The 15708-nt window shown below is 45.9% G+C and carries 18 protein-coding genes; 11 read left to right on the plus strand and 7 right to left on the minus strand.

The features are described 5' to 3' along the window. Positions 1-10 precede the first annotated feature (10 nt). Positions 11-1240, minus strand: a complete 1230-nt coding sequence (locus tag QYB97_RS08425; protein WP_301165541.1) for a glucoamylase family protein — start codon at positions 1238-1240, stop codon at positions 11-13. A gap of 145 nt (positions 1241-1385) precedes the next feature. Here QYB97_RS08425 and QYB97_RS08430 point away from each other — a divergent pair, with 145 nt between their 5' ends. From QYB97_RS08430 to QYB97_RS08465, 8 genes are all read left to right on the plus strand, one after another. Further along, positions 1386-2177 carry an SDR family oxidoreductase gene (locus tag QYB97_RS08430; protein ID WP_301165542.1) on the plus strand — a complete coding sequence of 264 codons (792 nt, stop codon included), beginning with the start codon at positions 1386-1388 and terminating at the stop codon, positions 2175-2177. Between the two features lie 554 nt (positions 2178-2731). Continuing rightward, a complete protein-coding gene (locus QYB97_RS08435; RefSeq protein ID WP_301165543.1) occupies positions 2732-3589 on the plus strand; it encodes a DUF1028 domain-containing protein in 858 nt (285 codons plus the stop codon). A 115-nt stretch (positions 3590-3704) separates the two neighbouring features. Continuing rightward, the gene (locus tag QYB97_RS08440; protein ID WP_301165544.1) at positions 3705-4151 is read left to right on the plus strand and encodes a hypothetical protein; all 447 of its coding nucleotides are present in this window, start codon (positions 3705-3707) and stop codon (positions 4149-4151) included. A 104-nt stretch (positions 4152-4255) separates the two neighbouring features. Then, positions 4256-4711, plus strand: a complete 456-nt coding sequence (locus QYB97_RS08445) for a GNAT family N-acetyltransferase (protein ID WP_301165545.1) — start codon at positions 4256-4258, stop codon at positions 4709-4711. A 53-nt stretch (positions 4712-4764) separates the two neighbouring features. After that, positions 4765-5430, plus strand: a complete 666-nt coding sequence (locus QYB97_RS08450) for a GntR family transcriptional regulator (protein ID WP_425589781.1) — start codon at positions 4765-4767, stop codon at positions 5428-5430. A gap of 16 nt (positions 5431-5446) precedes the next feature. After that, positions 5447-6418 (plus strand): DMT family transporter, encoded by a 972-nt coding sequence (locus QYB97_RS08455; RefSeq protein ID WP_301165546.1) that lies wholly within the window; start codon positions 5447-5449, stop codon positions 6416-6418. A 78-nt stretch (positions 6419-6496) separates the two neighbouring features. Further along, positions 6497-6916, plus strand: a complete 420-nt coding sequence (locus tag QYB97_RS08460) for a hypothetical protein (RefSeq protein ID WP_301165547.1) — start codon at positions 6497-6499, stop codon at positions 6914-6916. A 123-nt stretch (positions 6917-7039) separates the two neighbouring features. Beyond that, positions 7040-7654 carry a DUF2238 domain-containing protein gene (locus tag QYB97_RS08465; protein ID WP_301165548.1) on the plus strand — a complete coding sequence of 205 codons (615 nt, stop codon included), beginning with the start codon at positions 7040-7042 and terminating at the stop codon, positions 7652-7654. Between the two features lie 35 nt (positions 7655-7689). Here the strand turns inward: QYB97_RS08465 and QYB97_RS08470 are convergent, their stop codons facing one another. Continuing rightward, entirely contained in the window at positions 7690-8196 is a 507-nt protein-coding gene (locus QYB97_RS08470; protein WP_301165549.1) for a cupin domain-containing protein, read from the minus strand. A gap of 172 nt (positions 8197-8368) precedes the next feature. Here QYB97_RS08470 and QYB97_RS08475 point away from each other — a divergent pair, with 172 nt between their 5' ends. Continuing rightward, entirely contained in the window at positions 8369-8968 is a 600-nt protein-coding gene (locus QYB97_RS08475) for a nitroreductase family protein (protein ID WP_301165550.1), read from the plus strand. Between the two features lie 47 nt (positions 8969-9015). Here QYB97_RS08475 and QYB97_RS08480 read toward each other — a convergent pair whose 3' ends face one another. The 3 genes from QYB97_RS08480 to QYB97_RS08490 form a co-directional block, all read right to left on the minus strand. Continuing rightward, complete coding sequence (locus QYB97_RS08480) at positions 9016-10011, minus strand: LLM class flavin-dependent oxidoreductase (RefSeq protein WP_301165551.1); 996 nt, start codon at positions 10009-10011, stop codon at positions 9016-9018. Positions 10012-10041: 30 nt separating this feature from the next. Beyond that, positions 10042-10332: a putative quinol monooxygenase gene (locus tag QYB97_RS08485; protein WP_301165552.1), complete on the minus strand. Its 291-nt coding sequence runs from the start codon at positions 10330-10332 to the stop codon at positions 10042-10044. Positions 10333-10446: 114 nt separating this feature from the next. Further along, positions 10447-10872, minus strand: a complete 426-nt coding sequence (locus QYB97_RS08490) for an organic hydroperoxide resistance protein (protein WP_301165553.1) — start codon at positions 10870-10872, stop codon at positions 10447-10449. Positions 10873-11049: 177 nt separating this feature from the next. Between QYB97_RS08490 and QYB97_RS08495 the strand changes: the two genes are divergently transcribed. Continuing rightward, the gene (locus tag QYB97_RS08495) at positions 11050-11484 is read left to right on the plus strand and encodes a MarR family winged helix-turn-helix transcriptional regulator (RefSeq protein ID WP_301165554.1); all 435 of its coding nucleotides are present in this window, start codon (positions 11050-11052) and stop codon (positions 11482-11484) included. A 29-nt stretch (positions 11485-11513) separates the two neighbouring features. Here the strand turns inward: QYB97_RS08495 and QYB97_RS08500 are convergent, their stop codons facing one another. After that, the gene (locus QYB97_RS08500; RefSeq protein WP_301165555.1) at positions 11514-12410 is read right to left on the minus strand and encodes an AraC family transcriptional regulator; all 897 of its coding nucleotides are present in this window, start codon (positions 12408-12410) and stop codon (positions 11514-11516) included. A gap of 136 nt (positions 12411-12546) precedes the next feature. Between QYB97_RS08500 and melA the strand changes: the two genes are divergently transcribed. Then, positions 12547-13875: an alpha-glucosidase/alpha-galactosidase gene (gene melA, locus QYB97_RS08505; protein ID WP_301165556.1), complete on the plus strand. Its 1329-nt coding sequence runs from the start codon at positions 12547-12549 to the stop codon at positions 13873-13875. Positions 13876-14061: 186 nt separating this feature from the next. Here the strand turns inward: melA and metG are convergent, their stop codons facing one another. Continuing rightward, positions 14062-15696 carry a methionine--tRNA ligase gene (gene metG / locus QYB97_RS08510; protein ID WP_301165557.1) on the minus strand — a complete coding sequence of 545 codons (1635 nt, stop codon included), beginning with the start codon at positions 15694-15696 and terminating at the stop codon, positions 14062-14064. Between the last annotated feature and the right edge of the window lie 12 nt (positions 15697-15708).

Here is a 15708-nt window from a genome sequence, read left to right on the forward strand (position 1 = left end):
CAGGCATTTTTTATAGTGGTTTCTCGGTAAAGCCGGTCAGTTCCAGACCTTTTTTGGCAAACTTGTTTTTCATGAACCATTTCCACACCAGTCCGGTCCGGTAGTTTTCGATCATAAGCAGTGAAATGCCCTTATCAATCCCGATGACGTCGCGCCCATACCATGCAGGAGAAACATCCAGATTGTATGCATCCCTGAAGCCGTATTCTCCCCAAAGCTCCGGAACTTGGTTATAGTAGTGCTGCATCGCCTCCAGGCTTTCCTTCGGTGTAAAGGGGATGGATCCGATGGCACCGGCAGGAGGAACCGTCCCGTCGGGATGATGCTGGTCATTGGCTCCGGACCGTCCGGACGGAGGAGCTCCATAATTCCCTCTGTATCCATAAGGGCCGTCACATGCCGTCAGCCCCCATGAGTTCGGTCCAAAGGTCCTGAAGCTGGCCGATTCGTCCATGCCATACTGCCGGTGGGCAAGCGTGGCTTTAACCGAATTTTCCCACCAGTCCAGGCCGTCCCGGTCCGTCTTGTTCTGCAAATCAAACCAGGCATGGGAAAATTGATAAGTAAACAAAGAGCCTGTCCAGGTATAAATGAAAAGGGGAACATCGCCATAGGTGCTGACCTGGCGATGGAAATCGTAAAACATCTCAGGATCCACCGGATGGGAAGGCGAAGCTGCCGCCAGAAAATACATCATGAACTGCTCGGCGTACATGTCCCAGGCACCCCAATGGCCGCGCTCAGGTGTATATCCCATATAAAACTGGTTGGTCTCAGGATTTCTGTACCATTCCCAATCTACCCGTTCATACAGCTGCTGTGCTTTTTCCTTCAATTTTCCGCCAAAATATTCACCTGCCGTAATTGCCCCGCACACGGCAATCGCTGTATCAATAACGGAAACCTCGGAATTGCCGTATCGTTTACCTGTGTTCATGGAAAGAAAGTGATAGAAAAAACCGTTCACTTCTTCTGCGTAAAGCAATAGCGTATCAAGTGTTCCTTCGGCGCGCTGACTGGCTTCATCAGTGGAAACCCATTGCCGTTCCGCACCGATGACAAGCGCAGTTAATCCATAGCCGACCGAAGCGACAGAACACATCTCGGGATCGCCCGGCGCGCGGTCGCGGATCAATCCGAATCCCTGGCTTTCTGGATTACTGTTGGCCTCCCGCCAGAAAAACAGGAAGGAATGTTTGCTTTCAAGTTCCATCAATTCATCATTGGAAAGTGGTGCCATAAATTTTCCTCCTCATCAATTGAAACGTTTCAATTTTTAAGTTTGCAATCCTCAGACATAGTGTAACATAATAAAGTTTTTAAAATTTCAAAAAAATACTGAATAAGTGGGTATATAAGTATTAAATCTAAAGGAGGAGATACATATGGGAACCATTTATAGCCATGAAGAAGGCAAAGTAGCCGTGGTCACAGGTGGAGGATCAGGGATTGGCAAGGCTTCGTGCCTTGCGTTTGCGAAAGAAGGAATGAAGGTATGTGTTCTGGATGTAAAAGAGGAGCGGGCACAAGAAACCGTAAATGAAATCAGGGAAGCGGGCGGAGAAGCCATTGCCGGAGAAGTGGATGTTACAAATGAGAAACAGGTGAGAGCAGGCATTGAAAAGGCAGTAAAAGAATGGGGCAGGCTGGATGTTCTTTATGCCAATGCTGGCATCAATGGAACCCTTTCGTCTATCGAAAAATTTGAGCTGGAGGATTGGAACACGACGATTTCCACTAATTTAACGGGAACTTTTTTAACCGTTAAGCATGCGGTGCCTCATTTGAAAAAAGAGGGTGGAAGCATTGTCATTACGGCATCCATCAATGGAAACCGCCGTTATTCAGGATTCGGGATGTCGGCATACAGCTCTACCAAAGCGGCACAGGTGGCCTTTATGAAAATGGCCGCGCTGGAGCTTGCCCGGTACAAAATCAGGGTGAACGCCATCTGCCCGGGAGCCATCACTACTAACATCGGGCAAAATACCTTCCCAACAGAAGATGTAAAAGAAATCAGTATTCCTGTCAAATATCCCGAGGGCGATCAGCCGCTTGAGCATAAGGCGGGCGATCCCGAGCAAGTCGCAGATCTTGCCTTGTTTCTGGCATCCGAACGATCCAGCCATATTTCAGGCACAGAAATCTATATTGACGGAGCAGAAACCCTGCTGTAATCAATGCTTCATAACTATATTCATGGAAGAAAGAGCCCTCGAGGCTCTTTCTTTTTTTGGGGGTATAACCTATGTTGGTTTGAAAGTAGTTGATTTCCGTTCCAGGTCGCTCGCTTTTACCGGCGCGAGCGCCTACTTTCACGGGCGTGCGCTGAGCCTTACCGGCACAAGCGCCTACCTCCTCGTCGCAAGCTCCTGCGGGAACGGCGCGAGCGCCTTATTGGTCTCATCTGTCCCGCTTTTCCCGTAGGACAAGGAAGGCTTCGGCAGCGAAACATCGCACGAAGAAAATGTAGTGTTCATTTTCGAGGAGTCTCGCACCTTGCACTGCAATCAACCTTTCAACGAAGTACTTGGAAGAAATCCTGCGCAAGCAACCTTTAATAAAGTCTAGTTCGTTCTGACGAATTATGTGGAAAAAAGAGGAATTAAATGGCATTTTGCAGAAGTAAAAGGAGCATGGACAAGGAATAGTTCTGGTTTCCAAACCGTTTTATTCTAAAAAGCATAAAATCTATCATCCATACATAATAAAAGACAGGAGAGGTTTTTAAATGACATATTCAATTGCGGGCTATGATCCTAGTGAAAAAGAGTGGGGAATTGCGGTGCAGTCCAAATTTTTGGGAGTGGGCGCGGTCGTTCCGTGGGCAAAGGCAGGAGTTGGCGCTGTTGCCACACAATCCTATGCCAATACCTCATACGGTCCACAGGCACTGGAGGCGATGGAACAGGGTAAATCAGCGGAGGAAACGCTGAAGATGCTGATTGAAAAGGACGAGCAGCGGGAAATGAGGCAGGTTGGCCTGATCGATGCCAATGGACATGGTGCTACCTTTACCGGGAAAGAATGCTATGACTGGGCAGGAGGAATAACCGGTCCTAACTTTGCTGCCCAGGGCAATATTTTGGTCAGTTCCGCCACGGTAGAAGCCATGGGACGAACCTTTTCTGAGGCGCAGGGGTCACTTGCTGAACGTTTGCTTGCAGCCCTGCAGGCAGGACAAGAGGCTGGCGGAGACAGCCGGGGCCAGCAGTCTGCTGCTTTGCTGGTTGTGAAAGATAAGGGCGGCTATGGAGGGTTCAATGACCGCTATATTGATTTAAGAGTGGAGGATCACCAGGAACCGATTAAAGAACTGAAACGGATTTATAAGCTGCACCAATTATATTTCGCTCCTTCCAAACCGGAAGATATTATAGAGATTGATGAAGAGGTTAAGCAGGAAATAAGCAGGGAGCTGCTCAGATTAAACTACATGAAAGGAGCCTCGGCAGATGACGGCAAGCTGTATAAGGCGCTGACAACCTATATCCATACCGAAAATTTTGAAGACAGGGAGCAGGAGAAAGGCAAGATTGATAGTGAAATTTTATCGTATATGAAATTAGACAAGCGAGTTAAAAAGTAGTACAATCTTACCAATTAACGTTATTTTGCAAAAATTTTAAAAAAACAGGTTTAAATTTCAGATTGTTTTTTGTATGATAAGACGATAAACAAATAAGTCATTTTTTGGGGGAAAGATGATGCATTCATGGAAACGGAGATTACAGAACCATAGAGGCATGGAGTTTGCTTTGTTTTACCTTACACTGTTGTTTGGAGTAGGGGCCTATCAAACCATTAAAGTATTTATGAATATCAATTTGTATTCCGAGCAAGTACTTTTTGGTTTATCGTCCCATTCCTTTGTTGCTGCCCTTCTCTTTTTCTGGGCGGTTGTCAGCATTTTTTGGATCGGAGCTTTGCGTATTCTCGACTGGGCGCACCGCACGTCACTGACAACGACCAAAAATGCGCTTTTCGGATCTGCTGTTTTATTTTTGGGAGTTCCGATCGGCATTTCCGTTCAAATCTACAGCGCAATGGCCTTTAGTCCGCTTTTAAGCTCGATTACTCAGGCTTTGCTCATTACGACCATAATCTGTTTTGCGATTGGCATTTCGGGAAAATACAGAAAAACGGCTTAAACAAAAACCGGCAGACGCCGGTTTTTTTGTTCTTCTAAAGGAAAGTGCAAACCAGGAGAGGAAATGAAGAGAAAGAAAACTGCCAGGCAGGAGGATACCGGAAGATGGAGCTAAGGAAAGTCGATCGTGAAAATTGGGAACAAGCAATAAAATTGAAGGTGAAGAGCGAGCAGGTCAAACTGGTGCCGTCAGTTGCAGTCTCTCTGGCCAAAGTGTACATCAAGCCTGACGGTGATGAGGTGAATTATTTGCCTTTCTCGATTTATGTTAATGGCAGGATGGTCGGTTTCATTATGCATGCCTGTGTACCCGAGACAGAAAGCATGTATTGGATCAATGGCTTCCTTATTGATGAACAGCAGCAGGGCAAAGGCTATGGAAAGCAGGCATTGACAGAGATGATTTCCTGGATTGAGAAAAAATTTCCTCATTCTAAAGAAACACGGCTCACAGTAAACCGGGAAAATCACCTTGCCATTTCTCTTTACGAAAAGTTGGGCTATGTGCCGACAGGAGAAGAGTATGATGGAGAAATTGTCTACAGACGAAGACGGGTATAGCCTTTAAAATCAGTTTCGGAGGAAACTGATTTTTTATTGAGCATTCAACTGATATGCGATATATTGGTTTTATGAAAAACATTCAACGAATTAAACGTCAATCGCTGCGGGATGAAGTGTACCATCATTTAAGGGACGCCATTCTCTCACTTGAACTGGAACCGGAAGAAAGGCTCAATGACAAGGATTTGGCCGAACAGTTTGGGATTAGCCGGACGCCGGTGAGAGAGGCGCTAAAACGATTGGAAGATGAGGGACTGGTGGAAGCGATGCCGGGTTCGGCGACACGGGTGGCACCACTCCATAAAGAGGAGGCAAAGCATGCCTTTACTTTAGTGGCTGCCTTGCATGCACTTGCAGCCAGGTTAGCCGTTCCTGGCTTAGAGAAAGATAATATACAAAAATTGAAGGAGTGCAATCAAATTTTCAAAAGAGCCATAGAGGAAAAAAACGTAAGCCGGGCGATTGAAGCGGATGAAATGTTTCATGAGGTATTTCTTGTAGCTGCCGGTAACCCGGAGTTGAGAAAAGCCCTTGAGACCTGTACGGCCAAAATTCGCAGACTCGAAATGGCACAATTCGGTTCATTAAAAGGAATCAAATCGGTGGAGCAGCATGAGCAAATCATCTCTGCCTGCATAGAAAAGGATAGGGAAAAGACCGCACAGTTAACGGAAAAGAACTGGCTGAGTCTTGGAGAACTGCTTACACAAGAATAAAACAGAGGTGTTTGTCATGCGTCCGGTATTTATTGGAATAGGTTCAGCATTCTTTTTCGCTTTTACATTCGTTCTTAATTCATTGATGGAAGTTTCGGGAGGAAGCTGGATCTGGAGTGCTTCGCTCCGGTATTTGTTCATGGTGCCTTTTCTTCTGATCATTGTGGGAATGAGAGGGAATTTGCAGCCCCTTTTACGGGTGATGAAGGAAAATCCGAAAGCCTGGGGGATTTGGAGCATTATTGGGTTCGGCTTTTTTTACGCGCCCATTTGCTTTGCGGCGGCATACGAGCCGGGGTGGCTGATAGCGGGAACATGGCAGATTACCATCATCTCCGGATCACTCCTGGTTCCTTTTTTTAAGGAGCAGGTTCAAACAGCAAACGGACTGGAAGCCGTGCGGGGGAAAATACCGTTCAAAGGCTTGTCGATGTCTCTCATTATCCTGCTTGGCATTGTACTAATGCAGCTCGAGCAGGCAGGGACATTGTCGTTTAACGATATCCTGCTTGGCGTTTTTCCTGTGATAGTGGCTTCGTTTGCTTATCCGCTTGGAAACCGCAAGATGATGGAAGTATGCGGGGGAAGACTCGATGCGTATCAGAGGGTGCTGGGAATGACGCTGGCAAGCTTGCCATTATGGATCATTCTTTCCATTGCCGGTTTACTGACAGTGGGTCCGCCTGCAAAAGAACAAGTCCTGCAAACTGGAATTGTGGCTCTTTCTTCAGGGGTAATTGCAACGGTGCTGTTCTTTTACGCGACGGACCTGGTCCGGGGAAACATGCAGCAGCTTGCTGCAGTAGAAGCGACCCAGTCGGCAGAAGTATTGTTTGCAGCCGCAGGAGAAATCTGGCTGCTTTCATTGCCGCTGCCCACGGCATTAAGCTGGATTGGTATGGTTCTGGTTATGCTTGGCATGGTACTGCACAGCTATGTCTCCCGTTCAACAGTAAAGCAGGCACTGAGGAAGGCAAGCGCTTCTTAATAAAAGGAAGTTCTTTCCTTGCCTACTTTCTTGGTAAATAGGGTAATACTCTGTTAAAAAGGAAGGGATGACAAAATTATGGATTGGTTGGAGAATCACCTCCTGCTTGTTATACTTGCTGTTGTTGCCATACTAGTTTTTATTTTCTTGCTGAAGCTTGCAGTACGTGCTGCCATTCTTTTTGGAATTATTGCCCTTATCGCCATTGTTGTATTTGGGGTCAGCCCCGGAAAGATCGCAGATATCGGTAAAGAAGGCGCAAATTCCGCCTCGAAAGCCTATGAGAAAACCATTGAACCTGTGATCAATAAAGAGATGGGAAATGCCAAACATGTGGAAAAGAAGGACGGAAGCTTTCTAATCGAAAGCAAGAGCGTGAAGATTACCGGCCGGGATGGAGACGACAAGGCAAAAGTGACATACAACGGAAAGACATATAATGTGGATATGAACGTAATTAAACCTATCAGAAAACGAATTGATACAACCAAACAATAAGGCTTTACAGTGTTCGGCCCGGGACGAAATTTTGTTCCGGGTCTTTTTGTGTTATGGAAATATTCATATTTCAGGAGGGAGTGGCAATAATTTATAAGAAGGATGAAATAAAGAGGTGTTGTTATGAAGCGAAAATGGGTGCTCATGCTCAGTCTGGCCTACACCGTTTTTATGGCGGTTTTGTTTTTCTATTATTTCTCAAAGGGTACAACACACAGCTATCAGGTCGCGCTTGGCGGGGTTTTATGCGGGGCCATACCGCTCCTGTTGGCGAAATTTACGAAAATGACGTTTAACCTATCTATTACACTTTCTTATCTCGCCTTTCTCTTTGCGAGCCAATATCTGGGGTCGATCCTGCATTTTTACGGACTTGGATGGTGGGATACCTTCTTGCACCTCCTGAGCGGAGCTCTACTGGCATTCGTGGCCATCGCTCTTTATGAACGACTCATTCACAGGGAAGGAAAAACAGAAATTTCACCCTGGCTTGTATTTTGGTTCGTGCTTTCCTTTGCTGTTCTAGGCGGGGTGGTGTGGGAAATGTACGAATTCAGTATGGATCAGATGTTCCAAATGACATTGCAGGGCGGCGGGAACAGCGATACGATGATTGATTTGATCGCGGACACGACAGGCGGTTTGGCTATAGCAGTAATTTCAGTGATCAAAACGAAATCAAAATGGGATAAACCTACAATAAAAAAAGAGCCGCTGCCGCCGGAATCACTGGCATAGGAAAAGCCCGAATCGCTGTGTGATTCGGGCCATTTTTATTTTACATTCCAATACTGGAGAAGGGGGCCGTCTGTTCCGAATAAAGGATCAGTTTCAGGAAGTGGGACCGAATCGATTTCCTCCAGTACATGCGGGCGTTCACCGTCAACTCCACGCATCAGGTTATGTTCCATACCTTGTGGATAGGCACCTGCAACCTGAAAATCGGAGCTGGAATCCACATTCATATGCCCGGTTCCTGCTGGGAGAATAAGTACATCCCCCGTATGGACCTGAAGTTCCTCACCTGATTTACCTCCGATTTTTACTGTGGCAAAGCCAGAGACCACACCCAATGCCTCATGGGTATTGCTGTGATAATGGTGAAAATCGTAAACTCCTCCCTGCCAGCTGTTCAGCCAATTGTTAGAACGGAAGATTTCTTCTGCCTGCTGAGGTTTTCCGGACAAAACACCTTCATAAAATAAAACGGGCAGACGGGGATTGTTGGGAATAAAGCCATCGTCCTCAAGAAAATACGTTTTTACTTCATACGTTTTCATGGTGAATCCTCCTCATTAGGGTTTTAAAAAGAATTCCCCCTATTGATCAGAATTAACCATGTAAATGAGCTAATTTATTTATCATATTTTACTTGACGTAATAAAATATAATTACTATACTTACTTATATAAAGTAATTAACATTAAAAAATTGTTGGAGGGAAAAGCGATTATGGCAAAGGCTTTTTTGAAATCTATTGAAGATCGACGCACCTATTATGGAATCAGTAAAGAAGCTGTGGTTTCTGATGAGAGAATTCAGGAAATTATCGAGCATGCAGTAAAGCATACACCTTCTTCTTTTAACTCTCAAAGTGCACGTGTGGTTGTCCTTTTGGGTGAAAATCATGACAAACTATGGAGCCTCACAAAAGAAACTCTGCGCAAAATGGTGCCTGCAGAAAAATTCGCTCCAACCGAAGAGAAAATGAATGCTTTTGGCAGCGGATACGGAACAGTCTTATTCTTTGAAGACCAAAAAGTAATCGAAGGACTTCAGGAAACATTTGCAGCTTATGCTGACAACTTTCCGATCTGGTCTCACCATTCTTCAGGAATGCTGCAATTGGTCATCTGGACCGCGCTTGAAAACGAAGGTTTTGGAGCCTCGCTTCAGCACTACAATCCACTGATCGATGAAGAGGTAAAACAGGAATGGAATGTGCCGGAAAGCTGGAATCTGATTGCGCAAATGCCGTTTGGCAAACCTGCTGCGGTACCAGGGGAAAAAGAATTCCAACCGCTTGAAGACCGGGTGAAAATCTTTAAATAATAAAAAAAGGGACCTTGATAGGGTCTCTTTTTTTGTGCAGCGAAGGATTAAGAAAAAACATCCGCCAGTCTCTTATACGATTTCTTTCGTTCTTCAAAGGAATAAAGGTTGGTCAACACCATAAATTCATCCGTTCGGTACCGTTCGGCCAAGCTTTCCAGCTGTCTTTTTACCGTTTGGGGAGAACCGATCACCATGCGCTTTCTGTTCGTCTTTATTTTTTCCTTGTCGGCTTGTGAAAAGGAATAGGATCTAGCTTCTTCCAGGCCCGGTATTCTGCTGTCGAGCCCTTTTTCCACAGAAAGAAGCCATAAATCCTGGCTTAATGCGAGTTCTTCAGCGTGTTCATCACTTTCCCCGCATATGACAAAGATGGCCGTAATTCCTGCGGGCTGTTTAAGAAGCGGCGAAGGAATAAAGCTTGAATAGTATGCTTTGTATGCCCCCTGTCCACGGTCAGGGTGGATAAAGTGTCCGAATACATAACCCATTCCGAGCGAAGCTGCCTGCCGTGCACTGTTTTCTCCCAGTCCGAGCTCCCAAACCGGTGGAGGAGAAGGGACAAAGGGGGCGGCCTTAATTCCGTAATACGGATGATCAGACGGAAGCGGTCCTGATAAATAATAGGCAAGGTCCTGAAGCTGGCGGGGAAATTCCGTCATGCTTTTTTTGATGCTGTCCGTCAGTGCGAGCCTTGTTTTCATCGTTCCTCCCGGTGAACGGCCGACACCAAGGTCAATTCGTCCGGGATACAGCGCTTCGAGCTGTAAAAAAGTTTCTGCCACTTTAAAGGGACTGTACTGGGGAAGCAGCACCCCGCCCGAACCCACCCGGATGGTTTTTGTTCTGGCAGCGGTATGTGCCATCATGATTTCAGGTGCTGTGCTTGCGAGTCCCTTTGTACTATGGTGTTCGGCAAACCAGTATCGTTTGTAGCCCCATTGTTCCGCAAGCTGAGCTAGCTCTACACTTTGATGCAGGGTCTCAGAGGCCGTGTGATTTTTAGGAATGGGAACTTGGTCAAGGATGCTTAATTGTATCAACAGAATGCCTCCCTGCAGGGTCTTATGTAATCAGTCAATCTGGTTCCACTTCATAACCTGGCGATCATGGAGAAGAGGCTCGATGCTGGATCGGTAGGCTTTGTAGTGGGCGGTTTCAATATGGCGGTCGATGGACTGCTGATCGCTCCAAAGTTCATACAGCATGAACGTTTGAGGGTCATCCTGTGCCTGATGCAGATTATAGAGAAGACATCCTTCTTCTTTTCTGGAATGTCTCATCACTTCGAGCAGTACATCCAGTGTTTGTTGTTCCTTGCCTGATTTGGCTTTTAATTCAGCGGGAACAGCTATGGCACTCATTACTATTCCTCCCGTTTTCGTTGTTTAAGCCACTATACCGGACAAGATTTAAAAAGTCATTTGATTTGCCCAAGAAAAAGCCAGTCCCTTTAGGCTGAGAGACTGGCTTTATTATTATTCTGCAGAAACGTTTAGCGTAACCTCAATATTTCCGCGGGTTGCTTTGGAATAAGGGCACACCTGGTGAGCCTGTTGGATCAACTGCTCTGCTTCTTCCTGGCTTGTTCCTTTTATCTTCGCATGCAACGCGACGGCAAGTCCAAATCCTCCGTCTGTATCTTTCCCAATGCTGACTTCTGCTGTCACACTGGATTCGACCCGCTTTCTTGCCTGGCGGGCAACAAGCTGAAGAGCACTGTCAAAGCATGCCGCATAACCGGCCGCAAATAGTTGTTCTGGATTGGTTGCACCTGCTTCTTCTTTTCCGCCAAGAGCTTTTGGCATGGATAATGAAAAGTCGATGGTTCCGTCAGTGGATTGAACTTTACCCTGTCGTCCACCGTTTGCTGTTGCTTTTGCTGTATATAATGCGTCTAACATAAACAATCTCTCCTTTTCGCTATTTGTGTTGTGCACAACTTAATTGCTAGATGTTAATTTATCATATGTAAAAACAGTTGTCAAAAATTAAGTTGTTCGCAATTTAATTTGACCCATGATTTTTTGTGCATTATAGTAAAGAAAGGAATTGGAAAGTGAAAAAGAGGTGACAGACACTTGGAACAAGACCACTTAAAATTAGAAAATCAAATTTGCTTTATGGTCTATGCAGCAGCCCGGGAGATGACTAAACAATATCGCCCGCTTCTTGAAAAATTGGATGTAACCTATCCTCAGTACCTTGCATTGCTGGTGCTCTGGGAACAGAAGGAAGTGTCCGTGAAAGAACTGGGAAAGAAACTGTTTCTAGATTCGGGTACATTGACACCGATGCTCAAGCGCATGGAGTCACATGAGCTGATTCTCAGGCAGCGTTCAAAACAGGATGAGCGGAGTGTAATCGTCTCACTTACAAAAAAAGGGGAAGCTCTGAAGGAGGAGGCGGCATGCATACCGGGCGCCTTGCTCGAAAATATGGATCTTGATGAAAAGGAGCTTTTCCAATTAAGGAGTACACTCGGGAAAATACTCAACAGCATACAGGAAGACTAAAAATCTCATTCCGCATGGAGTGAGGTTTTTTAATCCAAAAAAACGTTGGTGAATTTGCGGTGCCTTGTGCGCTCCCGAAAACTGCTCGGTGATTCTCCGGTATAGCGTCTGAACACCTTGCTGAAATAATTCGAGGATTCAAACCCGCTCTTGCGGGAGATTTCCTGTACCGGGATGGTCGAATTCGACAGCCAGGCCATCGCCTGTTCAATCCTTGTTTTTGTAACATACTGCATGGGAGTCGTCTGAAGATGGGACTGAAACAGCTGGATAAAGTAGAATTTGGACAAGCCGGCTACAGCAGCCAGCTCTTCCAGGTGAAGAGGCGAGCCGAGATTTTGATGAATATAAGTGATCACCTGCTGCAGGCTTTCCGGCAAGGGTGAAGTATCCTCGGTATATCCCTGGCCAAACCGGTGCAAGGCCATAACGAATTCATAGGCCCGGCTAGAGGCCATATAGGCATCCTTGATTTCTTTATTGGCAGCTTCCTGGTTGATTTGATGAAGAAGCTGAATTACACGGGAGGAGTAGGGAATATCGAGAACCGGCCCCTTCTTTTCGATGAATGCCTTCCAGCACATTTCCGTGCTTTCACCAACCAGGGTAATGAACATGAATTCCCATTCCCTGCTCTCTTCGGGGAGCCAGTATTCGTGATCACTTGGAACAGCAACAAGGAATGCGTCTCCCGGTAAAAGAGGATAGGTGGTTTCGTTCACCCGGATTCTTCCTTCTCCCTTTGTTGTGTATTGAAAGATAAATGTATGATCACCATCGTTCCTTGTATTCCCGTTCCAGCGGTAGTCGGAAGAGGTTTGAAGCTCCCATCCCGCGTACCACAGGTTGGCCGGCATGGATATATCCTTTTTGCGGTACTGAAATACGCTGTTGCCGTAAGGTTTCTCTAATACGTGGTTCAGCAATTTATTACCCTCCAAAAACAGTATTTTACCATTGATAATGTAATGTAAGCGATTTAATATTGAGTATAACAAACATTCTCATAATTATCTTTGGAAAAATAATAACAATAAATTGCATGTTGGAGGAGAGCGCGTAATGAAAAAGATTACCTTTATCGGAGCAGGAAGCACCATTTTTGCCAAAAATGTATTGGGTGACTGCATGATGTCACCGGCGCTTCAAAATTTTGAATTTGCACTGTTTGACATTGATCCTAAACGTCTCAGTGAATCAGAAGCTATGCTGAATCAGCTTAAAAAAAATCTGAAAGCAGACATTGCGATAAAATCCTATTCAGAAAGAATTCCCGCTTTAACGGGTGCTTCGTATGTCATTAATGCGATTCAGGTTGGAGGCTATAAACCAAGCACGGTGATCGATTTTGAAATTCCGAAAAAGTACGGCTTGGAGCAGACGATCGCGGATACCATCGGGATTGGCGGGATTTTCCGTGCGTTACGGACGATTCCGGTCATGCTAGATATCGCAAAAGACATGGAAAGTGTGTGCCCGGATGCCTGGCTTCTGAACTATACCAATCCGATGGCTGCTTTGACAGGTGTTATTTTACGCTATACGTCAATAAAGGCTGTCGGTCTGTGCCACAGTGTTCAGGTATGCACAAGAGATTTACTGGAATCACTTGATCTTCCGGCAGACGGCATTGAAGAACGAATTGCAGGGATTAACCACATGGCCTGGCTGCTCGAGATCAAACGCAACGGGGAAGACCTGTACCCGGAAATCAAGCGACGTGCGAAAGAAAAGCAAAAAGAAAAGCACAATGACATGGTGCGCTTCGAGCTGATGGATAAATTCGGCTACTATGTAACGGAATCGTCTGAGCATAATGCGGAGTATCATCCTTACTTTATTAAAAGAAATTATCCTGAACTGATTGAAAAGTTCAATATACCGCTGGATGAATATCCAAGGCGCTGTGAGCAGCAAATCGCAGGCTGGGAAAAAATGCGCGACAGCATTGTGGACAATGACCAGTTGACCCATGTGCGTTCACACGAATATGGATCAAGAATCATTGAAGCAATGGAAACGAATCAGCCGTTTGTATTTGGCGGAAATGTGCTGAACGAAGGAAGTTTGATCTCCAACCTTCCGTCAAAAGCGGTCGTGGAAGTTCCGTGTGTCGCCGACCGGAACGGAATCAAGCCATGCTATATGGGAGAGCTTCCAGAACAGCTCGCTGCGCTAAACCGAACGAACATCAACACGCAGCTGATGACGATTGAGGCAGCAGTTACAGGAAACCGCGACAGCCTGTACCAGGCGGCATTTTTGGATCCGCATACTGCTGCAGAACTTTCGCTGGATGACATTGTTGCGCTATGTGACGATCTCATTGAAGCACACGGTGACTGGATTCCTGCTTTTCCTAAGGAAGAAGCGGAAGCCATTAATTCATAATTTACGAAGAAAACGGGTGGAAAACTTCCATCCGTTTTTGTTTGTCTATATCCAAAAAACTATATACACACATGGTTAATTTTGGCAATGTAAACACGGGTTGAGATATTGTGAGCATAAGAGATTCTGGTATCAAACGCAAACGTTAGGAACGAAACCAAATAACGGCTTCGTTCCTTTTTGTGTTTAAGCGTCACTTCCCAAACGTTCAAGTTCTTCATCAATTTGCTTAAGGTCAATCCGTTCAAACAGCGGGGATACTCCGGAAACCACAATATTTTTTGGAGTGATCATCTCCCATGATGCGCCTTCCAGCTTGAGCGTTTCACGTACCATTTGACTGGAAAAAGGCAGGAAGGGATCGAGAAGCTGGGCGAGATTGGCGATGATGGCCACACAGGTCGCAAGTGTCCGGTTAACACCGCTTTGATCCACTTCCTTGATCTGTTTCCATGGCTGCTGTTCATCAAAGTATTTATTGGCAGAACGAATGTAGGAAAAGATCTCGTCGAGTCCTTCTCTAAAACGGGACGCTTCAATGAGGGACCCGATTTGGTCATACAAAGGAAGCAGTTCCTCTCTTGCGATGCTGTCGAGTGGGCCATCGGGAACCACTCCGTTGAACGATTTTTCGATAAACTTCAGTGTCCGGTTAACGAAATTACCGTAGGCTCCAAGGAGCTCGCTGTTGTGGCTGTAAATAAATTCGCGCCATGAAAAATCGGTATCGCGGTTCTCCGGGGCATTGATGGTCAGGAAATAACGGATGGAATCGGGATGATACCGTTCTATTAGATCCGGAACCCATACCGCCCAGTTTCTGCTTGTTGAAAGCTTCTTCTTCTCCAATGTCAAATATTCATTGGACACGATATGGCGGGGGATAGCGGGATTTCCGATGCCATGGAGAATCGCCGGCCAGATAATGGTATGAAAGGGAATGTTGTCTTTGCCGTGTACATAATAAGATATGGTATCTTCCTGCCAGAACAGAGAATCATCATTCCCTGTTACCTCAGCCCATCGTTTACTCGCAGAGTAATATCCTGAGACAGCTTCAATCCATACATAAACCTTCTTGTTTTCATAGCCTTCAATCGGCACGGGAACTCCTATGGGAAGATCACGGGAAACGGCCCGGTCGATCAATCCTTCTCTCAGATAACGTTTGCTCAGCTGGATGGCATTTGTTCGCCAGGCATGCTTCAGTTCCGCTTCTGCCACATCCTTTTCCAGCGGCTCCTGAAAGGAGTGAAGAGCAAAGTACAGATGCTCGGTTCGTTTGAATACTGGAGGTTTGCCGCAAAGCTTGCACGTTCTGTCAATGAGGTCTGACGGATCGAGAATAGTGGAGCAGTTGTCACATTGGTCTCCCCGTGCATGGCTCCCGCATACCGGACAGGTGCCTTCCACGTAGCGGTCAGGAAGGAATTGTCCGTAGGTTTCGCAATACGCCTGTTCAATTTCCTTTGGATAAATATATCCTTCCTTATAAAGAGAAAGAAAGATTTCCTGAACTGTTTTATGATGATGGGGATGATCTGTACGGGTATAACAGTCATATGAGAAACCAAGCTTATTAAAGTTATTTTCAAACTCCGTGTGAAAGCGGTCCGCCACTTCCCCTGGAGTTATTCCTTCCTGCCTTGCCCTGATCGTGATGGGTGTGCCGTTGCAGTCGCTGCCTGATACATACAGCACCTTTTCACCTTTTAACCGATAATAGCGCGCGAGTATATCACCGGGCAGCAGGCTTGAAATATGTCCCGTGTGAAGAGAGCCGTTCGCATAGGGCCATGCCCCTCCAATGAAAATAGCCATCCGTATTCCTCC

It is taken from the genome of Fictibacillus fluitans (genome assembly GCF_030418125.1).
Taxonomy (GTDB): Bacteria; Bacillota; Bacilli; order Bacillales; family Fictibacillaceae; genus Fictibacillus_C; species Fictibacillus_C fluitans.